Origin of the sequence: Micromonospora sp. CA-248089 (assembly GCF_050948515.1) — a bacterium.
Lineage (GTDB): Bacteria > Actinomycetota > Actinomycetes > Mycobacteriales > Micromonosporaceae > Micromonospora.
This window is the reverse complement of record NZ_CP192016.1, coordinates 4,092,198-4,117,408: the sequence shown is the minus strand read 5'-3', so window position 1 is coordinate 4,117,408 and position 25,211 is coordinate 4,092,198. Positions and strand designations below refer to the sequence as shown.

Annotated in this window: 20 protein-coding genes and 1 riboswitch; of the genes, 13 read left to right on the top strand and 7 right to left on the bottom strand. The window is 71.0% G+C overall.

Annotation, left to right across the window (positions count from 1 at the left end; genetic code table 11):
• Positions 1-137 precede the first annotated feature (137 nt).
• From ACQP26_RS19365 to ACQP26_RS19340, 6 genes are all read left to right on the top strand, one after another.
• Positions 138-1,205 carry a lytic polysaccharide monooxygenase auxiliary activity family 9 protein gene (locus ACQP26_RS19365; RefSeq protein WP_281577390.1) on the top strand — a complete coding sequence of 356 codons (1,068 nt, stop codon included), beginning with the start codon at positions 138-140 and terminating at the stop codon, positions 1,203-1,205.
• A gap of 97 nt (positions 1,206-1,302) precedes the next feature.
• A complete protein-coding gene (locus ACQP26_RS19360) occupies positions 1,303-1,887 on the top strand; it encodes a hypothetical protein (protein WP_281577391.1) in 585 nt (194 codons plus the stop codon).
• Positions 1,888-2,072: 185 nt separating this feature from the next.
• A complete protein-coding gene (locus tag ACQP26_RS19355; RefSeq protein WP_433493594.1) occupies positions 2,073-2,729 on the top strand; it encodes a DedA family protein in 657 nt (218 codons plus the stop codon).
• Positions 2,730-2,996: 267 nt separating this feature from the next.
• Complete coding sequence (locus tag ACQP26_RS19350) at positions 2,997-4,589, top strand: beta-1,3-glucanase family protein (protein ID WP_433493593.1); 1,593 nt, start codon at positions 2,997-2,999, stop codon at positions 4,587-4,589.
• Positions 4,590-4,795: 206 nt separating this feature from the next.
• Positions 4,796-5,013, top strand: a riboswitch (cobalamin riboswitch).
• Between the two features lie 116 nt (positions 5,014-5,129).
• The gene (gene metE / locus ACQP26_RS19345; RefSeq protein WP_433493592.1) at positions 5,130-7,379 is read left to right on the top strand and encodes a 5-methyltetrahydropteroyltriglutamate--homocysteine S-methyltransferase; all 2,250 of its coding nucleotides are present in this window, start codon (positions 5,130-5,132) and stop codon (positions 7,377-7,379) included.
• A 119-nt stretch (positions 7,380-7,498) separates the two neighbouring features.
• Positions 7,499-9,157 carry an Ig-like domain-containing protein gene (locus ACQP26_RS19340; RefSeq protein WP_433493591.1) on the top strand — a complete coding sequence of 553 codons (1,659 nt, stop codon included), beginning with the start codon at positions 7,499-7,501 and terminating at the stop codon, positions 9,155-9,157.
• 5 nt (positions 9,158-9,162) lie between these two features.
• Here the strand turns inward: ACQP26_RS19340 and ACQP26_RS19335 are convergent, their stop codons facing one another.
• A complete protein-coding gene (locus tag ACQP26_RS19335) occupies positions 9,163-10,701 on the bottom strand; it encodes an RICIN domain-containing protein (protein ID WP_433493590.1) in 1,539 nt (512 codons plus the stop codon).
• Between the two features lie 352 nt (positions 10,702-11,053).
• Here ACQP26_RS19335 and ACQP26_RS19330 point away from each other — a divergent pair, with 352 nt between their 5' ends.
• From ACQP26_RS19330 to manD, 7 genes are all read left to right on the top strand, one after another.
• Positions 11,054-12,070 (top strand): sigma-70 family RNA polymerase sigma factor, encoded by a 1,017-nt coding sequence (locus ACQP26_RS19330; protein ID WP_433496162.1) that lies wholly within the window; start codon positions 11,054-11,056, stop codon positions 12,068-12,070.
• 38 nt (positions 12,071-12,108) lie between these two features.
• Entirely contained in the window at positions 12,109-12,948 is an 840-nt protein-coding gene (locus tag ACQP26_RS19325) for a nuclear transport factor 2 family protein (protein WP_269705298.1), read from the top strand.
• A gap of 103 nt (positions 12,949-13,051) precedes the next feature.
• Positions 13,052-14,212, top strand: a complete 1,161-nt coding sequence (locus ACQP26_RS19320) for an alkaline phosphatase PhoX (protein ID WP_433493589.1) — start codon at positions 13,052-13,054, stop codon at positions 14,210-14,212.
• Between the two features lie 139 nt (positions 14,213-14,351).
• On the top strand, positions 14,352-15,488 hold the full coding sequence (locus ACQP26_RS19315; protein ID WP_433493588.1) for a hypothetical protein: 1,137 nt from the start codon (positions 14,352-14,354) through the stop codon (positions 15,486-15,488).
• A gap of 49 nt (positions 15,489-15,537) precedes the next feature.
• A complete protein-coding gene (locus tag ACQP26_RS19310) occupies positions 15,538-15,804 on the top strand; it encodes a hypothetical protein (protein ID WP_269705301.1) in 267 nt (88 codons plus the stop codon).
• A gap of 57 nt (positions 15,805-15,861) precedes the next feature.
• Positions 15,862-16,032: a hypothetical protein gene (locus ACQP26_RS19305; RefSeq protein ID WP_184686617.1), complete on the top strand. Its 171-nt coding sequence runs from the start codon at positions 15,862-15,864 to the stop codon at positions 16,030-16,032.
• An 82-nt stretch (positions 16,033-16,114) separates the two neighbouring features.
• On the top strand, positions 16,115-17,323 hold the full coding sequence (gene manD, locus ACQP26_RS19300) for a D-mannonate dehydratase ManD (RefSeq protein WP_269705302.1): 1,209 nt from the start codon (positions 16,115-16,117) through the stop codon (positions 17,321-17,323).
• Positions 17,324-17,333: 10 nt separating this feature from the next.
• On the opposite strand, the gene ACQP26_RS19295 is transcribed toward manD, so the two are convergent.
• Genes ACQP26_RS19295 through ACQP26_RS19270 form a run of 6 tightly spaced genes read right to left on the bottom strand, consistent with a single transcriptional unit; the run spans position 17,334 to position 25,201 of the window.
• Entirely contained in the window at positions 17,334-19,445 is a 2,112-nt protein-coding gene (locus ACQP26_RS19295) for an alpha-glucuronidase (RefSeq protein WP_433493587.1), read from the bottom strand.
• Complete coding sequence (locus ACQP26_RS19290) at positions 19,442-20,131, bottom strand: hypothetical protein (RefSeq protein ID WP_433493586.1); 690 nt, start codon at positions 20,129-20,131, stop codon at positions 19,442-19,444. Before ACQP26_RS19290 ends, ACQP26_RS19295 begins: the two co-directional genes overlap by 4 nt.
• Positions 20,128-21,654, bottom strand: a complete 1,527-nt coding sequence (locus ACQP26_RS19285) for a GH39 family glycosyl hydrolase (protein WP_433493585.1) — start codon at positions 21,652-21,654, stop codon at positions 20,128-20,130. The genes ACQP26_RS19290 and ACQP26_RS19285 overlap by 4 nt, the downstream gene beginning before the upstream one ends.
• Entirely contained in the window at positions 21,651-23,294 is a 1,644-nt protein-coding gene (locus tag ACQP26_RS19280) for an extracellular solute-binding protein (protein WP_433493584.1), read from the bottom strand. The genes ACQP26_RS19285 and ACQP26_RS19280 overlap by 4 nt, the downstream gene beginning before the upstream one ends.
• Before the next feature lie 42 nt (positions 23,295-23,336).
• Positions 23,337-24,275: a carbohydrate ABC transporter permease gene (locus ACQP26_RS19275; RefSeq protein ID WP_433493583.1), complete on the bottom strand. Its 939-nt coding sequence runs from the start codon at positions 24,273-24,275 to the stop codon at positions 23,337-23,339.
• Positions 24,272-25,201 carry an ABC transporter permease gene (locus tag ACQP26_RS19270; RefSeq protein WP_433493582.1) on the bottom strand — a complete coding sequence of 310 codons (930 nt, stop codon included), beginning with the start codon at positions 25,199-25,201 and terminating at the stop codon, positions 24,272-24,274. Before ACQP26_RS19270 ends, ACQP26_RS19275 begins: the two co-directional genes overlap by 4 nt.
• Positions 25,202-25,211 lie beyond the last annotated feature (10 nt).

Below are 25,211 nucleotides of genomic sequence, written 5' to 3'. Positions count from 1 at the left end.
CGTGGCTGGGAGTCGCCAAGCGCTGCTGGGCAGCAGTGCCGTCCGCCCCTGGGACGGCTTGAATCGATCGGCGTCATCTTCTCCGGGGTGGGCACCCAGCGAGGGTAACTGGGCGCCGGCGCATCCACTGGAGCATCATGAAAATCTCACGGACAGCACGCCGTCTGGGACTGGCTGCGGTCGCAGTTCTCGTCGCCTCGTTCACGATGGTCGTGGTCAACCAGGCCGGTCCGGCCTCGGCGCACGGATCGGTCACCAACCCGCCGTCACGCAACTACGGATGTTACGAGCGCTGGGGTTCCGATCACCTCAACCCCACGATGGCCCAGACCGACCCGATGTGCTGGCAGGCGTGGCAGGCCAACCCGAACACGATGTGGAACTGGAACGGCCTGTACCGCGAGAACGTCGGCGGCAACCACCAGGCCGCCGTGCCGGACGGGCAGCTGTGCAGCGGCGGTCGTACCCAGAACGGCCTGTACGCCTCGCTCGACGCGGTCGGCGCGTGGACCGCGAAGCCGATGCCGAACAACTTCACCCTGACGCTGACCGACGGTGCTCGGCACGGCGCCGACTACATGCTGATCTACATCACCAAGCAGGGTTTCGACCCGACCACCCAGCCCCTCACCTGGAACAGCCTCGAGCTGGTACTCCGTACCGGCAGCTACCCGACCACCGGGCTCTACGAGGCGCAGGTGAACGCGGGCAACCGCACCGGGCGGCACGTCGTCTACACCATCTGGCAGGCGTCCCACCTCGACCAGCCGTACTACCTGTGCAGTGACGTGATCTTCGGCGGCGGCGGCAACCCGCCGCCCACGACCCCGCCGCCCACCACCACGCCGCCGACGACCCCGCCGCCCACCACGACGCCCCCGACGACCCCGCCGCCGGCCGGAAACGGCGCCTGCACCGCCACCTTCCGCAAGACGAACGAGTGGTCCGGTGGCTTCGGCGCCGAGGTCACCGTCCGGGCCGGTAACGCCGCGATCTCCGGATGGACGGTGGCGTGGACCTGGCCCAACGGCCAGAGCATCACCAACGCCTGGAACGCGACGGTCACCTCGAGCGGTTCTTCGGTCTCCGCGTCGAACGTCGCCTACAACGGTTCCCTGAGCGCCAACGCCAGCACCAGCTTCGGCTTCAACGCCTCCTGGAACGGCACCAACTCCACACCCACCCTCACCTGCACCGCCCGGTAACAGCGTCCGCGGTGGGGTGGCGCGGCACGCGCCACCCCACCGTCGAAAAGGCTGCCCTCCGCCAGCATCAGGAACCGCAGTGAGGTGAGGAACGACAATGATTTCCCGGGCAGGCGTCAGCGGCTGGTACCGAAGCCGGTTCGTGTGGATCGAGGTGTGCCTGCTGGCCGCGTCGCTCGGGGCGGCCAGCGTGGTCACCTCGATCGTCCCGAGGACGGACCCGGCAGTTCTCCGCCAGGAGATCCTGACCCGGATGCGTACGACGCTCGAGCAGGCGGACCCGAAAGATCATCAGCACGCCGGGCACACCGTCCCAGAGGCGCCGGCCGGAGAGCAGGCCGCGCCGGCGGTCGTCTGCGGCGTCCATGTCTACGGCTACGAGCCCACCGGGGCGGCCACACTGGCCGACGTCCACACGGTCTACGGCTTCCACCTCTGCGGCGTGGCCGAACAGAGGCGCCACTGGGACGGAGCGGTCAAACTCGTCGGCCCGGTGATCATGGACATGACCACCCAGCCTCCCGGCATTCAGGTGGTCGAGGCGACCGCCGACGTCAGGTTCGTCGACCGGCTACGGGAGATGTTCCCCGACAAGTACGAGGAACTGGCACTCAGGGAAGCGTTGCCCGCATCGGAGATGGCCGACCTGCGGCGCCGGTACGACGCCGCCGCCGGCCTCTGACCACGCCGAGCGGTCGACACACGCTGCCCCCGCCATCCGCGCCGTCGGCGAGCATCCGACGGCAGCCCCGTTCCGACATGAGAGGCCCCGGCACCGTCCCTGCCGTCGACCCGAACCCTACGGATCGCCCGCCCGCGGGAGGCACTTCTCTCTCACCGGCCACCCTCCGGGGCGACAATCACCGGGTGGACAGGGTTGTGGCGGTGCTCGTGGGACTGCCGCCGCTGCTCGTCCTGACCCTGGTGATCGTGCTGCCGGCCCTGGAGTCCTCGACGCTGCTCGGGCTGGTCGTGCCGGGTGAGACAGCGATCCTGATCGGTGGGCTGGTGGCCCACGGTGGCGCGCTGCCGCTCTGGGCGGTGGTGGCCGCCGGGGCGGCCGGGGCCTGCCTCGGTGACCAGGCCGGGTACGCCATCGGCCGCCGGTACGGCGCAGGTGTGCTCGCCCGCGCCCCGCGAGTGCTGCGCCGGCGCCTCGACATCGCGCGGGCCCGCCGCCTGGTCGCCCGTCGCGGGGCGTGGGCGGTGCTCATCGGACGCTGGGTGGCGGTGCTGCGGGCCGTGGTTCCCATGATCGCCGGCGCCGGTGGGATGCGGTGGCCGGTGTTCCTGCGGGCGAACCTGGCCGGTGGGCTGGTGTGGGCGACGGCCGTGGCGCTGCTGGGCTACCTGGGCGCCGCCTCCTACCGCTATCTGGAACGGGAACTGGGCATCGGGGAGTGGGCGCTGCTGGCCCTGATCGGCGTCGGCGTGGCGCTGCGGGCGTGGCAGAGGACACGGCGCGAACCGGCCGGCGGCGAGCGGGAAGGCCGATCACCCGCGAGCGGTGGAGCGGATCGGTAGCGTCACTCGCGGGGGTGGTCGGCGACCGCGGACGCAGTGGAGCACGGGCCCAACCGGGTCGACGAAGGCGCCATGCGGGCTGGCGGCTCCTGCTGTCACAGAACGCCGACAACTGTGGTCCGCGGCCCCTGCCGCATGATCGACATCGGGTGGACGGCGGACCGTGACGGTCTCGATCCATCGGTGATCGCCTATTGACAAACAATATTAACAATTGGACTCTGCTGAGAGAGCGCTCTCCCGTCCCGTCTCCAGCGAGGTGTCGCCATGCGTCTTCGAAGAAAGCTGCTCGCCGCTGCGTCCGCACTGCTCTCCGGGCTCGCGGTCACCGTCGTCGCCACGCCCGCCCACGCGGTCGGACCGGCGTTGCTGCCCGTCACCGTCACCAACACCACCGGTCGCAGCGACCCGGTCCACCTCTATGTCATCGGCGTCCAGCTGTCCTCGGGCCGGCTCGGCTACGTCACCTCCGGCGGCGCCTTCGTGCCGTGGAGCGGCGGGCAGATCCCGCCGTCGCCCGCGCCGGACGTCTCCATACCGGGCCCCGGCAACGGTGGCAGCACCACGATCCAGTTCCCCCGGGGCTTCTCCGGCCGGGCCTACTTCGCACTCGGGCAGAAGCTGAAGTTCTTCCTCACCCCCGACGGGCTGGTGCAGCCCGCGCCCTGGGCGGCCGGTGACGCGAACCGTGACATCCTCTTCGACTGGAGCGAGTTCACCTACAACGACTCCGGGCTGTGGCTCAACAGCTCCCAGGTCGACATGTTCGCGATCCCGCACGCGGTCACCGTGACCGGCGCCAACGGCGTCACCAAGCGCACCGGCGACGTGGTGGCCAACGGACGCAACGCGGTCATCGACGGCATCCGGGCGCAGCCGGGCTGGGCCGACACCGTCCACACCCGCTCCGACGGGACCGTGCTGCGCGTCCTGGCTCCGGGGAAGGCGGCCGGGGCCGGCCTGCTGAGCACCACCTACCTGGACTCGTACATCGCCTCCGCGTGGAACGCGTACACCACGAAGACCCTGACCGTGGCGCCCTTCGCCGACCAGCCGGCCATCCGGTACTACGGCCGCACCTCGGGCAACACCATGACCTTCACCAACGGCAGCGGCCAGGTGGTCGCCTCCTTCAACCGGCCCTCCTCGGCCAGCGTCTGGGGCTGCGACGGCGACCTGCCCGCGCCGAACGACCAGGTGGTCGGCCCGATCTCGCGCACGCTCTGCGCCGCCCTCAACCGGGGCACGCTCGGCACCGTCGACACCCAGCCCAGCACGAACGCCGCCGACTTCTACCGCAGCAACCCCACCAACCAGTACGCCCGCCTGATCCACGCCAACATGACCGACGGCCGGGCGTACGCGTTCGCCTTCGACGACGTCGGCGGATTCGAGTCACTGGTGCACGACGGCGACCCCCGTTCGGCCGGACTGATCCTCAGCCCGTTCACCGGCGGTGGGGGCGGCAACCCGACCACCGGGGTGCCCGTGGTCAGCAACTGGAACAACAAGTGCATCGACGTGCCGAGCTCCAACTTCGTCGACCGCGTGCCGCTGCAGATGTGGAACTGCAACAACACCAACGCGCAGAAGTGGACGTTCAGCGGCACTGCCCTGAAGAGCCAGAACGACAAGTGCATGGACGTCGACGCCGGGTCCACCGCCAACGGGGCGGTGGTGCAGCTCTATACCTGCAACGGCACCGGCGCTCAGCAGTTCACCCTGAACGCGGCCGGAGACCTGGTCAACCTTCAGGCCAACAAGTGCGTCGACATCAAGGACCGGAACGGCAACGACGGCGCGAGGCTCCAGCTCTGGGACTGCACGGGCACGGCCAGCCAGAAGTGGCGCAAGGGCTGACCGGCCCTGCGACGGGGGCGGGGGCCGACCGCGAGTCGCTCCCGCCACCGGCAGGCCGGCGGACGACGAGTCAGGCGCCGGGCGAGCCGGCGGAGGCCGTTCTCCGCTCCGCTCGGGCCCTCTCGTCGCACGCAGGCACCTCGCTGCCGCGACGGCTCGCCGTCCCGCAGGGCGGACGCGCCGACCACGTCGGCTCACCGCCCCATACGATGGACAACGGTGCTGGTTCGCCGTGCCCGTGAAGGGTGCGGCGTCGTAAGAGGGAACCCGGTGTGAGTCCGGGACTGCCCCGCAGCGGTGAGTGGGAACGACAGCCGTCATCGAAGCACTGGACCGTGAGGTCTGGGAAGCGACGGCCAGTAGGTGACCGGATGGACCGGTCGCGCCCGCGAGTCCGAAGACCTGCCCGCACTGCGCACACCGTCCGGTGTGCGCCGCCGACGGTCGCTCGGGACGGCCGGTGCGGAAGCCGGTACGCCGCCTGTACCCCTTCCCTCCCTGCCCCGATCGGCCTCGTGTGCTTCGAGGGAAGGGATCTCCATGAGTACCGCATTCGGTCAGAGCACCGTGCTGGGCTATCCGCGTATCGGGGGCAACCGGCAACTCAAGAAGGCCGTCGAGGCCTACTGGGCGGGTCGGATCGACGCCGAGGAGTTGGCGGCGACCTCTGCCGTGCTGCGGGCGGAGGTCTGGCAGACGCTGCGCGACGCGCGCCTGGACGCGATCCCGTCCAACACGTTCTCCTACTACGACCACGTCCTGGACACGGCCGTCGCCGTCGGCGCGATCCCACACCGGTTCGCCCGTCTCGGCCTCGGCGATCTCGACACCTACTTCGCCATGGCCCGGGGTGTCGACGCCGAGCCGGCGCTCGAACTGACGAAGTGGTTCGACACCAACTACCACTACCTGGTTCCCGAGATCGGCTCCGACACCGCCTTCGCGGCGAATCCCGACAAGGCGCTGCGCGAGTACCGCGAGGCCCGCGAGCTGGGAATCGACACCCGGCCGGTGCTGGTCGGTCCGGCCACATTCCTGCTGCTGGCCAAGCCCACCGAGGCGGGCGGCGATCCGCTCGACCGGTTGACCGACCTGGTCGACGTGTACGCCGACATCCTGCGATCCCTCGCCGCGGCGGGCGTGCGATGGGTGCAACTGGACGAACCCGCCTACGTCGCCGACCGGAGCACCGCCGAGATCGACGCGCTGCGGGAGGCGTACACCCGGCTCGGCGCGGTGGAACAGCGGCCGGCGATTTTCGTCGCCACCTACTTCGGCGAGATCGGTGACGCGCTGCCCGCCCTGCTCGACACGCCGGTCGAAGCGGTTGGTGTGGATCTGGTGGCCGGGCCCGGCAACCTGCGGCGGCTGGCCGGTGCGGGCCCGTTGCGCGGCAAGACGATCGTCGCGGGCCTCGTCGACGGCCGCAACGTCTGGCGTACCGACCTGCGCGCCGCCGTGGCGGCTGGTGCCGCTGTCACCGCCCTCGCCGACCACGTCACCGTGTCCACCTCGTGCTCGCTTCTGCACGTGCCGGTGGACCTGTCCGCCGAGACCACTCTCGACGCGGCGCTGCGTCAGCGGCTCGCCTTCGCTCGGCAGAAGGTCGATGAGGTCGTCCGGCTCGGCCGCGCGCTGCGCAACGGCACCACGTCCCTGCCCGAGCCGCTGCCGCCGACCCCGGCCGCGTGGCGCGACGACACCGTACGCGGCCGGCTCGCCGCGCTGCGCGCCACGGATCGGCAGCGCGGCGCGTACCCGGAGCGAGCGGCGGCACAGCAGGCCCGGCTGAACCTGCCGCCCCTGCCGACCACGACCATCGGATCGTTCCCGCAGACCGACGAGCTGCGCCGCGCGCGTGCCGAGCATCGGGCCGGCCGCCTCGACGACACCGCCTACACCCGGCGCATGCGCGCCGAGGTGGAGCACGTCGTCCGGCTCCAGGAGCGGCTGGGCCTGGACGTGCTCGTGCACGGCGAGCCGGAACGAAACGACATGGTCCAGTACTTCGGCGAGCAGTTGGACGGGTTCGCCGCCACCGAACACGGCTGGGTTCAGTCCTACGGCTCCCGATGCGTGCGCCCGCCCATCATCTACGGGGACGTGGCACGCAGGGCGCCGATGACCGTCAACTGGTCCACCTACGCGCAGTCGCTGACCGACCGACCGGTCAAGGGCATGCTCACCGGACCGGTCACCATCCTGGCCTGGTCGTTCGTCCGCAGCGACCAGCCACTGGCAGACACCGCGGACCAGGTTGCGCTCGCCCTGCGCGACGAGTGCCGCGATCTCGAGGCAGCCGGTATCCGGGTCATCCAGGTCGACGAGCCGGCCCTGCGTGAGACGCTGCCACTGCGCGGGGCGGACCAGAAGGCGTACCTGGACTGGGCAGTCGGGGCGTTCCGCCTGGCCACCTGCGGAGTCGCCGACGACACCCAGATCCACACCCATCTGTGCTACTCGGAGTTCGGAGAGGTGATCACGGCCATCGAAGCCCTCGACGCCGATGTCACAAGCATCGAGGCATCCCGCTCCCGGATGGAGGTCCTCGACGACCTCGCCGCGATCGGATACCGCCGGGGTGTGGGGCCCGGCGTCTGGGACATCCACTCACCCCGGGTGCCGTCCCACGACGAGGTCGTCGGCGCGCTGCGCCGGGCAGTGGCCGCGGTGCCGGCCGAGCGGCTGTGGGTGAACCCCGACTGCGGCCTGAAGACGCGCGGCTATCCCGAGGTCGAGGCGTCCCTCCAGCACCTGGTCGCCGCTGCGGCCGAGCTGCGCGGACGCTGAGCCGCGGGCCGGGCGGAACGCCGCGCCGTTCCGCCCGGCCCGGACCCGGTTCCGTCCTTGACAGACCGTGCCCCGAGCGCCGAGGCTGCATGAAGTGATGTGTGTCGATGCACGGGGGCATGATGCGACGCAGGATCTTCGCGCTGGCTACAGCCGCAGCGGTTGTCGTCGGCGGGGCCACGACGATGGCGCTGCGGCCGGCGTACGCCGCGACGGCGTGCACGGTGGACTACACGATCACCCGGGAGTGGTCCAGCGGCTTCTGGGCCGAGCTCACCGTCACCAACCTGGGCGCTCCCGTCACCGACTGGTGGCTGCGATTCCGGCAGGCAAACGGCCAGACGATCACCATGGGCCTCGACCGGCTGCCGGACGGATACACGCTCGGCAGCGGCGAGCTGTACCCGGTGACCATGCTCCGCCCACCGGCGGGCTCCACGCTGCCCACCGGCGCCTCGGTGACGGTGCGGTTCGGCGGCAACTACCGGGGTGCCGACCCCGAGCCGACCGACTGGGTGTTGAGCGGCCAGCCGTGCGACGCGGACGGCGGCGGCCCGACCGGCTCGTCGCCGCCGTCGGCCTCGGGGAGCCCGCAGCCCAGCCCACTGCCGGGCGGGCCGTCGGTGGCGCTCACCTCGCCCCTGCCCAACGACTTCTTCGCCGCGCCGGGCGTCGTCCCGATCCGTGCGGAGGCGACGGCGGCGCCCGGCCGGCGGATCGAGCGGGTCGAGTTCCGCGAGCGCGGCACGTTACTCGCCGTGGACACCACCGCGCCGTACGCGTTCGACTGGCGCGGCGTGCCGCCGAACAGCGGTACCCGCGTCACCGCCACCGCCTACGACAGCGCCGGCGCCCGGGCCACCGCCGAGGTCCGCGGCGTCCGGGTGCTCCCGCCGCAGGCACCCGGTGCCGCACCCGCGCTGAAGGCGTTCGGCAACCGCATCCTCACGGTCACCGCCGACCCGAGGCCGTACCGGCCACGCGGAGTCATCCGGTCGGCCGCGCCCGGCGAGTGCGCGTGGGGACCGATTCGCTGGGACGGCCCGGTCGACGACGCGTCAGTGGGCGCGCTGCGGGCCCGCGGCGTCAACGCGGTGCGGGTCGTGCTGAGTGACGCCTGCTACGTCTACACCGGCGGCCCGGCCGACAGGCAGAACCGCGTCGGCTACCTCGACGAGGCGGCCCGATACGTCGACCGGCTCGTCCGGGGCGGCATCACACCCGTCGTGTCGCTGCGCCAGAGCGACATCCTCGCCACGCGCTCGTTCTGGAGCGCGGTGGCGGAGGTGTTCGGCGACGACAACGCGGTGGTCTTCGACATCTCGCCGTACGACTTCCCGGCGGCGGGCGGCACCGACCCCGCGGCGGTCTGGACCTGTTGGCGCGACGGCGGCCCTGCTTGCCTGGACGCCGGCCTGCCGAACTTCGGCGTGCAGGAGCAGATCCGCCTGCTTCGCGTCCAGGGGTCGTTCAACCTGGTCCTCGCCGCCGGGGTCGACGGCGGCAACGACCTGCGGCGGTGGCTGGAATACCGCCCGGCCGACCCGGACGGCCGCAGCGTTGCCGCCGCCTGGCGCGTCGACGACCGCTCGGCCTGCGCCACGCCGGCCTGCTGGCAGTCCACGCTGCTTCCGGTCGCCGCCCAGGTACCGCTGGTCGCCACCGACGTCAGCGCCGGCCCGGGAGCGCCGACGTTCGTGCCGCGGACGGTCACCTGGCTCGACCGGCACGGCATCGGCCACCTGCGCCGGTTGAACGGCCCCATCGGCAGTCGGTGAGCTGGTCAGACGGTCGTGCGCGACCACTGCTGGTTGGCGCCGGTGTTGCACGCGTACTGCTTGAGGACGACTCCGTCCGCGGTCGACGCGGCCGGTACGTCCACGCACTTGCCGCTGTGCCGTGCCCGGAGCTGGAAGTAGCTGCCGCCGGCGACCATCTGGAACTGCTGGTTGGCGCCACTGCCACAGGTGTACTGGATCAGCTCGGCGCCGTCGGCGGTGGACGCGCTCACCACGTCGAGGCACTTCCCGCTGTTGCGGCTGACGAGTCGCCAGTAGCCGCCGCCCGCGTCCTGGAACTGCCACTGCTGCCACACGTTGCCGTTGTACGTGTACTGGCCGACGCGCGCGCCGTTGTCGGTGTTCGGTTGCTGGACGTCCATGGCCTTGCCGCTGTGCCGCACGGTGATCCGGTAGAACGTGCCAGTCGGCGGGGGCGTCGTCGGGCCACCCCCGACGGTGTCGCCCCACGCGTACCGGATCTGGTCGGCGCCGGAGGTGTTGCGGACGGTCAGGTTGAGGTCGGTGCCGCCGCCGCTGAGCGAGTACATCGAGTACCAGTCGTAGCCGATGGTGCCGGGCTTTCCGCCGAGGGCGGGCCAGTAGGTGCCGCCCATCCGGTTGTCGCGCATGACCTGGGCCATGGCGCGGATGTGGCGCACGAAGTTGTCGCTGCTGTTCGCGTCGGCGTAGTTGCGGCCGTCGTTCATGGGTGCGCCGAACTCGGTGGCGACCGCCCGCGACGCGCAGTTGCCGAGGCGGGTCTGGATGTGGCCGCGGAAGGCGTCGTAGGTCATCTCACCGTAGAAGAAGGCGTAGTGGTGGAAGGACAGCAGCGTCGAGGCGAAGCGGGTGTCGTTGCAGACGTCCCGCAGGTCCTGGCTGAACCCGGTGCCCCCGATGAGCACGCGGCTGGGCACCGCCGAGTAGTGGTAGCTGAGCCAGTTGGCCGCGACGTTGCGCCACTCCGTCGAGCTGTAACCGTGCGGTTCGTTCATCGGCTCGAAGTAGACGTTGGGGTTCGAGCCGTACGTGTTGGTCACCGTGGACCACATCGCGTTCCAGGCGGCGAGGTTCGTGATCCTGCCGCCGGAGGCGGCACCGTCCTCCCAGTACGCGAGGATGACCTTGAACCCGCGGGCGGTGGCGGCGTCGACGGCGCCTCGGTAGGCCTCCCACCACGCCGTCCCGACCGTGTGGGTGTTGATGGGCAGCCGGACGGTGTTGACCCCCATGGTGGAAGCCATGTCGTCGTAGAGAGCGTTGGCCTTGGCCCGTACCGTCGCGTTGCTGTCGGAGGAGCTCAGGCCCTGCACGACGAGGGGGCCGGTGCTGAAGTTGTCACCCAGCACGGCCCAGTTCATGCCTCGGAACTGGCTGGTGGCGGCAATGGCGGGCGACGACATGACGACAACGCCGCCGGCCATCGCCGTCATCGCGGCCACCAGCGCGATCAGCAGCCGGCGTAACGACCGGGTGCGCCGCGTTGGTCCCGCTGCGTGACCCCGCAGCAACGTGATCCGCGTCAAGAAGTGGTCGATCACGATCCAGCCTCTCTGGGTTCGGATGTCAGACCGATCGCCGGAGCCGCTGCTGCCACCGACGCCCGACGTCGTTAGCGTTAACATTGCTCAATCACCCACAAGCCAGGTCTTCGCGGCCAGGCCGATGTTTTCTGGTGGTTAAGTGCGCGTTACCGGCAAGTGTTAGCGGTCCCATCTGGAGAGTCAAGGGATCGACCAAGGTCGTTCCCATTGTGTCCCCGCTCACCGGCCTCCGCCGGGTGGGCGCGGAAACCAGGCACCCAGCGCGGTGCCCGGCACTAGATTGAGGCGGGTGAGCCAGGGCGAACCATCGGCGCAGGCCGGTCCGTCGGGCGAGGACGCGACGGCGAGGATGCTGGCGGCGGCGGCGCGCGCGGGCGACGGCGCGGCCTTCAGCCGTCTGGTCGCACCCCTGCGGGACGAGCTGCGTGCGCACTGCTACCGGATGCTCGGTTCCTTCCACGACGCGGAGGACGCGGTCCAGGACACCATGGACCGGGCATGGCGGGCCGTCGACAGGTTCGAGGGTCACCGCTCGATCCGGCCGTGGCTCTACCGGATCGCCACCAACCGCGCTCTGTCTCTCCTCGGCGCACGCGGGCGGCGTGAACTGCCCACCGACTTCAGCGCCCCGGGCATGTCCCGGGGCGAGGTGAGCTGGCTCGAACCGTATCCGGACCGCCTTGCGGCCCGGCCCGCCGAATCGGATCCGGAGACCCGCGCGATCGCGCGGGAGACCATGGAACTCGCGTTCGTCGCCGCGTTGCAGCACCTGCCGCCGCGACAACGGGCCGCTCTGCTGCTGCGTGACGTTCTCGGTTACTCCGCCGAGGAGACCGCCGGGATGCTGGGCACCACCGTCGCCGCGGTCAACAGCGCGATGCAGCGGGCCCGCCGGATCGTCGCCGGGCTGAAGCCGTCCGGGAGCCAGCAGCGGACCCTCGCCGAGCTGGGCGACGCGGGGCAGCGGGAGGTGGCCAGGCGGTACGCCGCGGCGTGGGAGTCCGGCGACGTCGAGACGATCGTGGCGATGCTGACGGAGGACGCGCGGTACTCGATGCCGCCGCTGACCGTCTGGTACGAGGGCCACGAGCAGATCCGCGGTTTCCTGACCGAGGTGACAGCGGGGCGAAGGTGGCGGTTCCTGCCGACGGGTGCCAACGGGCAGCTCGCCTTCGGGACGTACCTGTGGGACGAGGCGGCTGCCGCCTACCTCCCGGCGGGGCTGGACCTGCTCGTGCTGCGGGGACGCCGGGTGGCCGAGGTCGTCTCGTTCCTCGACGCGCGCCTGCCTGCCTTCGACCTGCCGGATCGGCTTCCGGAAAGTTCGCGCGGAGGCGATGAGTTCGCGGCCCGGCCGGGGTTGTAGTCCTGACGGGTCCACCAGCCACGAAGGGCAGAGCCGACATGCCGAGCAACGAAGAACAGATCCGGGCCCTGGTCGCGCGCTGGGCCGCCGCGGTCCACGAGGGGAACCTCGCCGGCGTCCTGGCCGACCACGCCGAGGACATGGTGATGTTCGACGTGCCGCCGCCGTACGAGGGCGTGCGCGGGTTGGACGCCTACCGGGAGATCTGGCCGCCGTTCTTCAGGTGGCAGGCGCAGGGTGCGTCGTTCGAGGTCGAGTCGCTGGACGTCGTCGCCGGCGAGGACGTGGCCTTCGCGTACGCGCTGCTGCGGTGCGGCACGCCGGCCGACGTCGCTGCGGATCCGGAGAACCGCCTGCGGGTGACCTTCGGCCTGCGGAGGCGGGAGGGCCGGTGGATCGTCGCCCACGAACACCATTCCTTCCCGCTCGCCGGTACCGAGCCGGACGCGGACGCGGCCGAGGCGGAGGTGCGCCGGCTTCACCGGCGGTGGTTCGAGGGCACGGCGGCCAAGGACCTCGATGCCCTGATGGATGCCGTCGCCGACGACGTGGTCTCGTACGAGCACGACCAACCGCTGCGATACGTCGGTGTGAACGCTGTTCGCGAGGTCTGCGCGGCGGGCCTGGCGGCGTCGGGTGACGGATCAGTCGCCTGGGACGTTCCCGACCTGACGATCGTGGTCGACGGTGACCTCGCCGTCGCGTGGGGCCTCAACCACGTCTCGGTACGCCCGAGCAGTGGTCCACCGATCGAGAGCTGGTCCCGGGGCACCCGGGTCTTCCAGCGGCGCGACGGGGCCTGGCTGATGACCCACCAGCACCTCTCCTACCCGTACGACCCCTCGACCGGGACGGCACGGACGGATCTGCGTCCGTAGCGGCGGGACATCGCACATCGAGCCGTCCATCGACGTTCATCCACCAGATCGGCGTGCGTAAGCTCCGCACGGTCGGATCTGGGGAACCTACGGAGGAGGTTCCATGGATCGTCGAGCGATGTTGCGGGCCACTGTTCTCGGTGCGGGCGCCGTCGCCCTGCCGTTCACGGCGTGGTCGGCCGCGTACGGAGCCCCGGCGCAGAACGCGGCGGGGCCGTACGGTGGGCTCCAGGCCGCCGACGCCAACGGCATCCAGCTGCCGGCCGGATTCACCAGCTCGGTCGTCGCGCGATCCCGGCGGAAGGTGCCGGGGACGTCGTACACCTGGCACGACGCCCCGGACGGCGGCGCCGTGTTCCCGAACGGCTCCGGCTGGATCTACGTGTCGAACTCCGAGGTGTCGGCCGGGGCGGGCGGCGGCGCCTCACGCCTCGTCTTCAACTCCAGCGGTGTCGTGGTCGGGGCGTCGCGAATCCTCTCCGGCACCGACAACAACTGCGCCGGGGGCAAGACGCCGTGGAACACCTGGCTCTCCTGCGAGGAGGTGTCCCTGGGCCGGGTCTTCGAGACGTACCCCCTCGGCGGGACCGCGGTGGCGCGTCCCGCGATGGGCCGGTTCAAGCACGAGGCGGCCGCGGCCGACCCGGTCCGCCGGGTCGTCTACCTGACCGAGGACGAGACCGACGGCAAGTTCTACCGCTTCGTGCCGACCACCTGGGGCGACCTGTCCGCCGGAACCCTCCAGGTCCTCCGCGCCGGTACGGCCACCTCCGGCACCTTCACCTGGGCCACGGTGCCCGATCCGGACGGCTCGCCCACCCCGACCCGGCAGCAGGTGTCCGGCGCGAAGACGTTCAACGGTGGCGAGGGCTGCCACTACGCCGACGACACCGTCTGGTTCACCACGAAGGGCGACAACCGTGTGTGGCAGGTGAACCTGGCCGCCGGCACGTACGAACTCGCCTACGACGACAACCTGGTCAGCCACGGCACCGCTCCGCTGACCGGCGTCGACAACATCACCGGGTCCACTGCCGGTGACCTGTACGTCGCCGAGGACGGCGGCAACATGGAGATCTGCATGATCACGCCGGACGACAAGATCTCGGTGTTCCTGCGGATCACTGGACAGAGCGGCTCGGAGATCACCGGGCCGGCGTTCACCCCGGCGGGCGACCGGCTGTACTTCTCGTCGCAGCGCGGCACGACCGGCTCGTCCTCCGGCGGCTTCACCTACTGCGTCACCGGGCCGTTCCGCCGATGAGCGGCTCCCGGCCCCGCTGACGGCCCCGAAGCCGGACCAGCCGTTCTTACCACTGTCTTACGGGACCGTCGCCGGGCGTACGCGGAACGTCCCGGAGCGCGATGCTGAGGACCTGCCATCAATCGGGGAAGAGGGCATCATGGGATCTCTGGCACGGTACGGGCTGTCGGCGGCGGCGGTCTCCACTCTGACGGTGGGCATGGTGCTCCCGGCGGGCACGCCGGTCGTGGCCGCATCATCGTCGGCCTGGACGGCGACGGTTCCCGCGCTGATCCACGACAGCCGGCTCACCGACGTGGCCGCCACCGGCCCGAACAACGCCTGGTCCGTCGGCTACCAGGCGTCGACCTACACGGGGTACTCGATCGACCAGCCGTACGCCCTGCTCCAGTGGAACGGAGGGGCGTGGATCGAGCGGCGGCTGCCGCACCAGGCGCATGTGCTGTACAAGGTGGACGCGGTGAACGCCGGCGACGTCTGGACGGTGGGCATCCGGCGCTCCGGAGAGCCGTACGCCGGGCACTTCGACGGCGTGACCTGGACGTCCCACACGCCGTGGTCCGCCCCGTCCGGGACCTCGGACCTGCTGGACGTGGCCGGGACCGGTGGCGGGCGGGCCGTGCTCGTCGGTCACGACGGCGGCCGGCCGCTGGTCGTCGAAGGCGACGCGCGTCAGTTCAGCCGGGTGGCGGTACCGGGGACGGAAGGAGTGAACGGCGTCCTGCGGGCGGTCTCGCGCACCAAGGACGGTGCCGTCTTCGCCGCCGGCGACCGGTACGTCACCGACGCGCCCTACCCGGAGCCGATGATCGTGCAGCGCATCGGCGGGTCGTGGCGGGTGGCCCCGATTCCGCCGATCGTGAGCGTCCACCTCACCGGCGTGTGGGCCCGCTCGGCGACCGACGCCTGGGCGGTCGGCACCCAGGACTTCGACTCCTCGCCCAAGCCGGTCATCCTGCACTGGGACGGCCGGACGTGGCAGCGGGTGGCCGGACCGGCGCCAGCGGGCTGGGTGTACGCGGTCGCCGGCGACGCGAACGGCAACGTCTGGATCAGCGGCACGAACCCGATTCCGCCGTACGTCGAGTACCCGGGCACGCTGTTGCTGCGCTACACCGGCGGGCGGTGGAGTGTCGCGTACGGACCCAAGGTCGACGGCAACGACCCGCACCTGGACGCGCTGGCCAACATCCCGGGAACCTCGTCCTTCTGGGGCAGCGGCGCTGCGACCGTCGACGGGTTCCGCCAGGCCGGTGTGATCGAGCGCACCAGATGAGCGGCCAGGCCCACGCCCCTGCCCGGGGTGACTCGGCAACGACCGGGGCGTGGGCCTGGCCCTGCTGTGGCGAGGTCATGATGCAATGAAGCGCATGATTCTCCAGCGGATCGGCGCCGGCCTCCTGTTGCTGATCGGGATCCTGGCGATGGCGGCCACGCGCACCTTCCCGTTCCTCGACGATTTCCCCGAGCTGGCGGAGACGGCGGTCGCGATCGGTGGCGCGGCGTGCATGCTGGCGGGGGTGTGGCTGTGGTTGCGCAAGCCGGCGGAGGGGTCGTCCACGCCCGCGACCGGCGACGTCGAAAGCCGGTGACGGCGCTCGATCAGACGTCGGCGGGCGATCCCGGCGGTGGCGTCGGATACTGGGCCGATGACCAACCCCGACCTCGATCCCGAGCTGTACCCGCCGATCGACCCGCGTGAGGACGTGCCGGACGACCCCGGCGAACTCCTCCCGGACACGCCCGGCGAACTGCCCGAGGCGCCGGTCGAGCCGATGCCCGACGACGGGGAGCCCGGGGGCGTGCCCGAACCGGCCTGACCGGCCGGCGCAGGGCGCCCGGCAGATCGACGATGATGGATAATCCTGTGGTGACCGGAGCGCCGACCGCAGGGGAGACCGGATGAGAATCGTCGACGCCCGGGTGATCGTGACCTGCCCCGGCCGGAACTTCGTGACCCTGAAGGTCGTGACCGACGAGGGAGTCACCGGCGTCGGTGACGCCACCCTCAACGGCCGGGAACTCGCAGTCGCGTCCTACCTGCGCGACCACGTCGTGCCGCTGCTGATCGGGCGCGATCCGGCCCGGATCGAGGACACCTGGCAGTACCTCTACCAGGGGTCGTACTGGCGGCGCGGGCCGGTCACGATGAGCGCCGTCGCCGCCGTGGACACCGCGCTGTGGGACATCAAGGGCAAGGTCGCCGGGCTGCCGGTCTACCAGCTGCTCGGCGGCCGGTCCCGCGAGGGCGTGACGGTGTACGGACACGCCAACGGCGAGACGGTCGACGAGGTGCTGACCGAGGTCGCCCGTTTCGTCGACCTCGGCTACCGCGCGGTGCGGGTGCAGTGCGGCGTGCCCGGCCTGCCCCGGACGTACGGCGTCAGCGCCGACAAGATGTTCTACGAGCCCGCCGACGCCGCGCTGCCGACCGAGACGACCTGGTCGACGGAGGCGTATCTGGCCCACGCGCCGGGCGTGTTCGCCCGGGTCCGCGAGGAGTTCGGCCCCACCCTCCGGCTGCTGCACGACGTGCACCACCGGCTCACCCCGATCGAGGCGGCGCGGCTCGGCAAGAGCCTGGAGCCGTACGCGTTGACCTGGATGGAGGATCCCGTCCCGGCGGACCTGCAGGAGGGGTTCCGGCTCATCCGCTCGCACACCACCACGCCGATCGCCGTCGGCGAGGTCTTCAGCAGCATCTGGGACGCCGCCCAGCTCATCCGGGAACAGCTCATCGACTACGTGCGCACCACAGTGGTCCACGCCGGTGGGATCACCCACCTGCGGCGCATCTTCGACCTCGCCGCGCTGCACCACGTCCGCAGCGGCTCGCACGGCGCCACCGACCTGTCCCCGGTCTGCATGGCCGCCGCGCTGCACCTGGACCTGGCCATCCCCAACTTCGGCCTGCAGGAGTACATGCGGCACACCGAGGCGACGGACGAGGTGTTCCCGCACGGCTACCACTACGACGGCGGCTACCTGCATCCGGCCGAGACTCCGGGGCTCGGGGTGGACATCGACGAGCAGGCCGCGGCCCGCTACCCGTACGCGCCGGCCTACCTGCCGGTGAACCGGCTGGCGGACGGCACCGTGCACCCCTGGTGAGCGCGCCGGTTCAGTGGATGCGGCGACCGTGCGCGTCCGGGATCCCGGACTTGCGGAAGAAGTAGGTGTTGATCTGGTCCCGCCACTCCACGGCGCTGCGGAACTGTTCGTCGAGGCGCTCGGCCACCCGGTCGTGGACGGCCGGGTCGATCGCCCCGGCGAGGAGCCGCCACCGTTCCCGCATCGCCGCCACCTCCTCGACCCCGGCGAAGTGCGTGTCGTAGATGTGCTGGATCACGGTACGGCCGCTGTGCAGCACGTGCCGGTACGGGACGTGGTGGAAGAACAGCAGCAGTTCGTCGGGGCAGCGCTCGCGTGACTCGTACACCTCCGACCACGGCGGCGGGTACTGGCCGGTGAACCCGGTCCCGGTCGCCCGGGTCCGGTCCACCCCGACGCCGTCGCGGTCGGCGAAGTGGTAGGTGCCCCACGGGGTGTACTCGTAGCCGTCCACGTCCGGGCCGTAGTGGTGGCCGGGCCGCACCATGAAGCCGACGCCGAGCGGGGCCGTGTAGCGCTCGTAGGTGCGCCAGGAGTCGTCCATGACGGCGTGCATCGTCCGCCGCACCGTCTCCGGATCGCCGGTGGAGACCGGCAGCCAGGTCAGGTCGATCCACTCGTCGAGGATCGCGCCGGGATCCAGCAGCGGGTCCCAGGCGAGCCGGCCGAAGGCGTACAGGTTCGCCTGGGCCAGCGGGTGCCCGGTCCAGAACGGGTCGTCGCCCACGTTGGACACGGCGACCAGGCCGCCACCGGTGCCCGCCGGGCCGGCCGCCACGTCGGCGATCGTGCCGCCGGTCGCGCCCCGGGGCCGGATCCGCAGGACCTCGCTCCACCAGGGTGCGAGGTAGCAGACGTGCCGCTGCTGGCCGGTGTACTCCTGCGTCGCCTGCACCTCCACCGCCAGCCGGGTGGCCGGCATCGCCGCGAGCACCGGGGACACCGGTTCGCGTGGCTGGAAGTCGATCGGGCCGAACTTCACCTGGAGGATCACGTTGTCGGCGAATCGTCCGTCCAGCGGCGCGAAGTGGTCGTGGGCGGCCCGGGCCCGGTCGGTCGACCGGTCCCGCCAGTCCTGGTGGTGGTCGTAGACGAACGCCCGCCAGCGCACCACGCCTCCGTGCGGGGCGAGCGCCTCGGCGAGCAGGTTCGCGCCGTCGGCGTGGTCGCGCCCGTACGCGAACGGGCCGGGCCGGCCCTCGGAGTCGGCCTTCACCAGATACCCGCCGAAGTCGGGGATCCGCCGGTAGACCCGCCGGGTGACGGCGGCCCACCAGGCCCGTACCCCCTCGTCCAGCGGATCGGCGGTGGGCAGGCCACCGAGGACCACCGGGGCGGCGAAGGTCACCGACAGGTGCACCCGGATGCCGTACGGGCGCAGCACCTCGGCGATCTCCGCGACGTCGCCGAGCCGGTCGGTCAGCAGCAGTGCCTCGGTGTCGTGCACGTTGACGTTGTTCACGCAGATCGCGTTGACCCCGCAGGCGGCGAGCAGGCGGCCGTAGTCGCGGAGCCGGGCGGGCTCGCGCCGGGCGGCGCCGTCGCGCCAGAACAGGGAGCCGCCGGCGTAGCCCCGCTCGACCTGGCCCGACACCGGGTGTACGGCCACGTTGTCCCAGTGGTCGAGCATCCGCCGGTCCAGTGCCGGCCGGTGCCGCCGCGCCGGAAGGTCGTCGTCGAAGGCCGCCGCGCCGAGCCGGACCACGTGGAACATCCCGTACAGCAGGCCGGCCGGCGCGTCGGCCAGGACCACTGTCACGCCGTCCACCCGCGTCAGCAGGTACCCCTCGTCGCCGAGGGAGCCGTCGCCGGTGCCGTTCACCGCCGGTGTCGCGCCGAGCCGGGCCGCCTCCGCCGCCGCGTTCGGCACCGGGCCGGCCCCGCGCAGGGCCAGCACCAGGTCGGCGTCGACCGGCCATGGCGGACCGTGCCAGAGCCGCCCGCCGTACCGGGCGCAGGCCCGGCTCACCTCGTCGAGGACGGTGTCGACCAGGGGCCCGTCGCCGTGCACCAGCACGCCGCGTGAGCCGAGTTCGCGGAACGCCGCTGGTGGCAGCCAGGCGGCGTGCCAGGCCGACTCGCCGCTGCCGGCCGACGCGCGGCCGGTGGCCGGAACGCTCACGCGGTGAACTCCGCCCGAATGTCGTCGATCATGGGATGGCCGATCCGCAGCAGCGCCAGCACCAGGAGCGCCGCGAGCAGGGCGAGCACCGCCTCGGAGAACACCGCGGTGACGCCGGCGGCGGCGGCCAGCAGCGCGACGTTGCCGACGGTGACGCCGGGCTTGCGCGCCACGTAGTACACGGCGAGCCGGAGCACGTCGCGGGTGCGGAAGGTGAACAGGGAGACGATCACCAGCGCGTTGACCCCGACCAGGATCACCCCCGCCCCGACCACCACCAGCGGCACCGCCCACCAGCCGGGGACGGCGGCGGCGGGCAGGTTCGCCAGGTTGACCGCGATGACGGCCAGCCACAGCAGCGTGGGTGCCCAGACGCGCAGCACACCCGGCAGGTTGGCCCGGTAGGCCCGGCGGAACGCGGCGGCGGGACGCAGATCGGTCAGGTCGGGGCGCTGGTGCCGCAGCGTGTACAGCGCGGCCGAGACGGCCGGGCCGACCGGTAGCGCGGCGACGGCGACCAGCGGGAGGTTGCTGCTGTCGCGGTCGAGAAGCACGAGCACGGCCAGACCGGGCAGCGTGCTCACCAGGAGCAGCAGTTCGACCACGAGCAGGGTGTGAACCGTCGCGGCGGCCCGCGACAACGGCCCGTCGCCGAACTCCCGCAGCCCGCCCGTCGCGCCGGTCACTGTCGATCCCCGGGCGGGTCGAGCAGCCTGTCGTCCCACCACGGCGGGGTCTCGTCCACCACCGGAGTCAGCTCGGCGAGAGTCACCTCGTGCCGGGCGAGGACGAGGTCGAGGTCCGCCCGCCCGGCCGCGACCGGCACCGCCCGATGGGTACGGGCCGGCTCGGCGGCCTCCCGCAACGCGTCGAACTGCCGGGGCCGTGGTGAGTGCGGGCTGCCCATCTCCCGCCAGGCCGCGAAGGCGTTGCCGGCGTCCTCGCTCACCGACGAGCGGAGCAGGAACGCCGACGCGGTGCCCGACGGGCCGATCGGCACCGACAGCGACAGGGTGTGCCGCTCGGGTGCCGGTTCCCGGCCGGTGACGTCGACAGGGGCCCAGGCCAGCACCGCGATCCGGCCGTCGGGGTGCCGGGTGACGAGGTGGTCCGGCCCGCGCGCGAGCACCTCGTCACCGAGCCGGGCCATGAACGCGTACAGGTGGTAGGTGGGTTTCTTGATCTGCCGGTGGGTGAGCAGGCCGAAGCCGCCGTGCAGCGGCGCGGTCGGCACCCCCTCCTCCTCGAACACGTCGCTGAAGGTCCAGTAGGAGAAGGAGTCGACCAGGTCCCCGCCGCCGGCCAGCACCGGAGCGAGGTAGGCGGCGTGGAAGGCCGTGTCGTGGATCGGGTTGTCCGGCCGGTAGGAGGAGTTGAACTCGGTGATGTGCACCGGGCGGTCGGCCAGCGCGGTGCCGGCCAGGTGCCGGCGGGGCGCGGCGAACTGCTCCAGCAGTTCCGCGGCCGGGGCCAGGGTCTGCCGGGTGCCGAACGGCACGTGCCGGGCCGGGCCGGAGGTGTAGGCGTGCCGGCTGACGAAGTCGACAGGCACGTCGCGGTCGGTGACGAACTCGGCGAACGGCTTCAGCCACTCGTCGGCGCCGGGGGACAGGGCCGGGCCGCCGACCTGGAGCGCCGCGTCGACGTCCTTGACGGCGTGCGCCGACACCTCGTACAGGCGGTGGTAGGCGTCCTGGTCGGCGCCCGCCCAGAACGCCGGCAGGTTGGGCTCGTTCCAGACCTCGACGGGCCAGCCGCGTACCTCGTCGAGGCCGTACCGGTCGACCAGGTGGCCCACCGTGGCGCGCACCAGGTCACCCCATTCGGTGTACGACTCCGGAGGCGTCACGTTGCCCCGCCACCAGAACACCGTCTGGTCGCCGGAGGCGAGCGCCGAGGGCATGAACCCCAGCTCGACGAAGGGCCGGATGCCCATCGCGAGGTAGGCGTCGACGACCTGGTCGACGTAGGTGAAGGCGTGCCGCACCCGGCGCTCGCCCTGGTACGTGTAGGGGCGGTGCACGCCGACGCCGTCGCTGAGCAGCCCGTGCCCGCGGATGTGCCGGAACCCGATGTCCCGCTGCACCAGCGCCAGCGAGTCCTGATAGTCGCGTCGCAGGGCCAGGTCGAACCGGCCGGTGCCCACGCAGGTACGCCAGGCGTCGGTCAGCCGGCCGACGGGCCGCTCGGGGACGAGGAGCCGCATCATCCGTGGTCTTTGCGGTACCGCTCGTACGCCTTGTTGACCAGGTCGATGTAGGCCTGCGCGTTCTTGCCCTTCAGCTCCGAGACGTAGGCGTCCCACTCGCTCAGCGGCCGCTGGCCGAGGGCGAACTTCAGCGTGTTCTGGGTGACGTGGTCCTTCAGCGCGGTCGCCCAGAGCGTCGTCTGCTCCCGCTCCTCGTCGCTCAGCGGCGCGGGTGGCGGAGTCACCCAGGGCGCGGCCTTGCGGGCGTTCATCTCCTTCTGGAACTCCAGTTCCTCGGGCGAGAAGAACGACTGCACCAGGTCGAGCTTGCCGCCGTACGCGAAGACGCCGTTGTAGAAACCGAAGTCCTTCTGCAGATGCTTGCTGGCCTTGGGGTTGAGCCCGATGACGTTGACGTCCGGGGCGAGGCTGCGCTTGCCCGAGGCGTCCTTGGTGTACGTGGTGCCCTCGACGCCCCACTTGGCGAACTCCTGGCCGGCGTCGGAGTACCAGAGCCAGTCGACGAACTGCATCATGGCCACGAAGTTCTTGCCGTCGCGGGCCTTGCTGGAGATCATCACGCCGTTCTCCAGCCGGCTCGCCGCGTTGACCGGGCCGGCCGGACCGACCGGGAAGAGGATCTTGCCGAGCCGGGCGTTCGGGTTGATCTTCGCGATGTCCGGGCGGTAGTCGTTCACCAGGGTCTGCGCGTTCGTGCTGATCACGAAGGACTTGCCGCTGGCGAGCTTCTGCCGGGCCTGGTCGTCGGTCTGGGTGAACGTCTCCGGGTCGAGCAGCCCTTCGGCGACCAGCTTGTGGAGGTACTCCACGACCTGCCGGTAGCCGTCCGAGGCGCCGGTGAAGACGTACTTGCCGGCGCCTTCGTCCCAGCTCGTCGGCTGGTAGTTCCAGCCGGCGCCGGGCAGGCCGTGCGCGAGGGCCAGCATGTTCAGCAGGTTGCCGGCCGGGTTGGGCTTGCCGAACCGGTCGGAGAAGGGGATGACATCCGGGTGGGCCGCCTTCATCGCCTTGAGCATGGCGTACACCTCGTCCCAGGTGGTCGGGGACGGGATCTTCAACTGCTCCAGCACGTCGGTGCGGACCGCGAGCGTGTAGTCCTGCCAGGGCTTCTCGTGCAGCCCGGGCAGCAGGTAGAACTTGCCGTCCTCCTGCCGGAGCGTGTCCATCTCCGGCTTGAGGTTCCACTTCTCGATCTTGTCCTTGAAGTGCGGCATCAGGTCGAGGTAGTCGCTGACCGGCAGGATCGCGCCGGACGAGACGTACGAGTTCTCCTGCGGATGGTAGGTCTTCGGGATGATCAGCGGGGCGTCGCCGGAGCCGACCAGCACACTGCGTTTCTGCTCGTAGTCGCTCAGCGGGACGGCGACCGGGTCCAGCTTGACGTTCGTCCGCCCGGCCAGCTCGGTCCAGAACAGCCATTCGGGCTTGAGCGGGTAGTTCGGGTGGTTGTTGTAGAGGATCGAGAACGTGACCGGCTCGGTGGCCTTGAACTGGTCGCCGACGCCGTACTTCTCCATCGCGCCCGCGCGGTTGCGGTCGAGGTCCTCCTTGTCCGGGGCGTCGTCGCCGCAACCCGCCAGGGAGGCGACGGCGGCCGCGCCGGTGGCGAGCAGCACCTGGCGCCGGGACAGCTTGGCCATGGGTTCTTCCTTCCGGTGGTGGGGTGGTGATGCCGGTGGCGGCTATCCCTTCACGGCGCCGAGCATGATTCCGGAGACGAAATAGCGCTGGATGAAGGGATAGACCGCGAGGATCGGCAGGATCGTCAGCACGATGGTCACGGACTGGATGGTGGCGGCGGACTGGACGACGTCGCCGGCGCTACCGAGGCCGCCGCCGGTCTGCGTGGCGTCGGTCGCGCCCGCGATCAGGTTGCGCAGATAGACGGTCACCGGGAGCAGGTCCTGACGGTCCATGTAGAGGAACGCGGCGAACCAGGAGTTCCAGAACGAGACGGCGTAGAACAGCACCATCGTGGCGACCATCGCCTTCGACAGCGGCAGCACGATCCGCAGCAGCGTGCCGTACGTGTTCAGCCCGTCGACGGCGGCCGCCTCCTCCAGTTCGACCGGCAGGCTCTCGAAGAACGCCTTCATCACCAGCAGGTTGAACACGTTTATCGCGTTGGGCAGGGCGATCGCCCACACGGTGTTCTTCAGTCCGAGGCTGGTGACCAGGACGTAGTTGGGGATCAGGCCGCCGGTGAAGAACATGGTGAACACGGCGATCCCGACCAGCGCGGTCCGGCCCCGCAGGTGCTTCTTCGACAGCACGTACGCGTAGCAGGTGGTCAGCACGACGGAGATGAGCGTGGCGACCACCGTGTAGAAGACGGTGTTGCGGTAGCTGACCCAGAACGTCGGGTCCGACGTCACCACGCGGTACGCGGTGAGGTTGAACCCGCGCGGCACGAGGTTCACCTCGCCCGCGACGATGTACGCGTTGTCGCTGAGCGAGCGGGCCACGATGGTGAGGAACGGATACAGGGTCACCACCACGACGCCGGTCAGCACGACGACGTTCACCACCTGGAAGACCCGGTAGCCCCGGCTGGGCCGGGGGCCACGCGGCCGGGCCGCCGGTTCTCGTGTCGGGGCCTGGGTGCGGGCCCGCGTGCTCACCACAGGCTTGTCCCCACCGTGCGCCGGGAGATCGCGTTCGCCGACAGCACCAGCGTCAGCCCGATCACGGACTCGAACAGGCCGATCGCGGCGGCGTAGCTGAGGTTCCCGGAGACGATGCCCACCCGGTACAGGTAGGTCGAGATCACGTCCGCCGTCGGGTAGGTGAGCGGGTTGTACAGCAGCAGGATCTTCTCGAAGCCGACGGCCATGAAGGTGCCGATGTTGAGGATCAGCAGGGTCACCATCGTCGGCCGGATCCCCGGCAGCGTCACGTGCCAGGTCTGCCGCCACCGGTTGGCGCCGTCGATGCGGGCCGCCTCGTACAGGTCGCCGTCGACGGTGGTGAGCGCGGCGAGGTAGAGGATGGTGCCCCACCCGACGGTCTGCCAGACCTCCGAGGAGACGTAGATCGTCCGGAACCATCCGGCCTGCTGCATGAACGCCACCGGCTCGCCGCCCACGGCGCGCACCATCTGGTTCACCGTGCCGTCCACCGACAGCAACTGGAGGACCATGGCGGCCACGATCACGATCGACAGGAAGTGCGGCAGGTAGGACACCGACTGGACGAACCGCTTGAGGGCGCGGTTGCGCACCTCGTTGAGCAGCAGCGCGAGGACGATCGGCAGCGGGAAGCAGAACAGCAGGGTCAGCGAGCCCAGCACGAGCGTGTTGGTGAACACGCTCCAGAAGGTGGGGTCGGTGAAGAACAGCCGGAAGTACCGCAGCCCGGTCCAGTACTCGCCGAAGATGCTGCCGCCCGGCTGGAAGCGCCGGAACGCGATCACGTTGCCGAGCATCGGCAGGTAGCGGAACGTCACGAAGAACAGCAGCGGCAGGACGGCGAGCGAGTAGAGCTGCCAGTCCCGGCGCAGGGCCCGCCGCCAGGGCGTACGACGACTGCGCGGGATCGGGGCTGCCAAACTCGTCCTC

Excerpts from the sequence above, each read along its gene's own strand:
- ACQP26_RS19365 (WP_281577390.1), top strand. The coding sequence starts at position 138 with ATGAAAATCTCACGGACAGCACGCCGTCTGGGACTGGCTGCGGTCGCA.
- ACQP26_RS19360 (WP_281577391.1), top strand. The coding sequence starts at position 1,303 with ATGATTTCCCGGGCAGGCGTCAGCGGCTGGTACCGAAGCCGGTTCGTG.
- ACQP26_RS19350 (WP_433493593.1), top strand. The coding sequence starts at position 2,997 with ATGCGTCTTCGAAGAAAGCTGCTCGCCGCTGCGTCCGCACTGCTCTCC.
- metE (WP_433493592.1), top strand. The coding sequence starts at position 5,130 with ATGAGTACCGCATTCGGTCAGAGCACCGTGCTGGGCTATCCGCGTATC.
- ACQP26_RS19340 (WP_433493591.1), top strand. The coding sequence starts at position 7,499 with ATGATGCGACGCAGGATCTTCGCGCTGGCTACAGCCGCAGCGGTTGTC.
- ACQP26_RS19330 (WP_433496162.1), top strand. The coding sequence starts at position 11,054 with ATGCTGGCGGCGGCGGCGCGCGCGGGCGACGGCGCGGCCTTCAGCCGT.
- ACQP26_RS19325 (WP_269705298.1), top strand. The coding sequence starts at position 12,109 with ATGCCGAGCAACGAAGAACAGATCCGGGCCCTGGTCGCGCGCTGGGCC.
- ACQP26_RS19320 (WP_433493589.1), top strand. The coding sequence starts at position 13,052 with ATGGATCGTCGAGCGATGTTGCGGGCCACTGTTCTCGGTGCGGGCGCC.
- ACQP26_RS19315 (WP_433493588.1), top strand. The coding sequence starts at position 14,352 with ATGGGATCTCTGGCACGGTACGGGCTGTCGGCGGCGGCGGTCTCCACT.
- ACQP26_RS19305 (WP_184686617.1), top strand. The coding sequence starts at position 15,862 with ATGACCAACCCCGACCTCGATCCCGAGCTGTACCCGCCGATCGACCCG.
- manD (WP_269705302.1), top strand. The coding sequence starts at position 16,115 with ATGAGAATCGTCGACGCCCGGGTGATCGTGACCTGCCCCGGCCGGAAC.
- ACQP26_RS19285 (WP_433493585.1), bottom strand. The coding sequence starts at position 21,654 with ATGATGCGGCTCCTCGTCCCCGAGCGGCCCGTCGGCCGGCTGACCGAC.
- ACQP26_RS19280 (WP_433493584.1), bottom strand. The coding sequence starts at position 23,294 with ATGGCCAAGCTGTCCCGGCGCCAGGTGCTGCTCGCCACCGGCGCGGCC.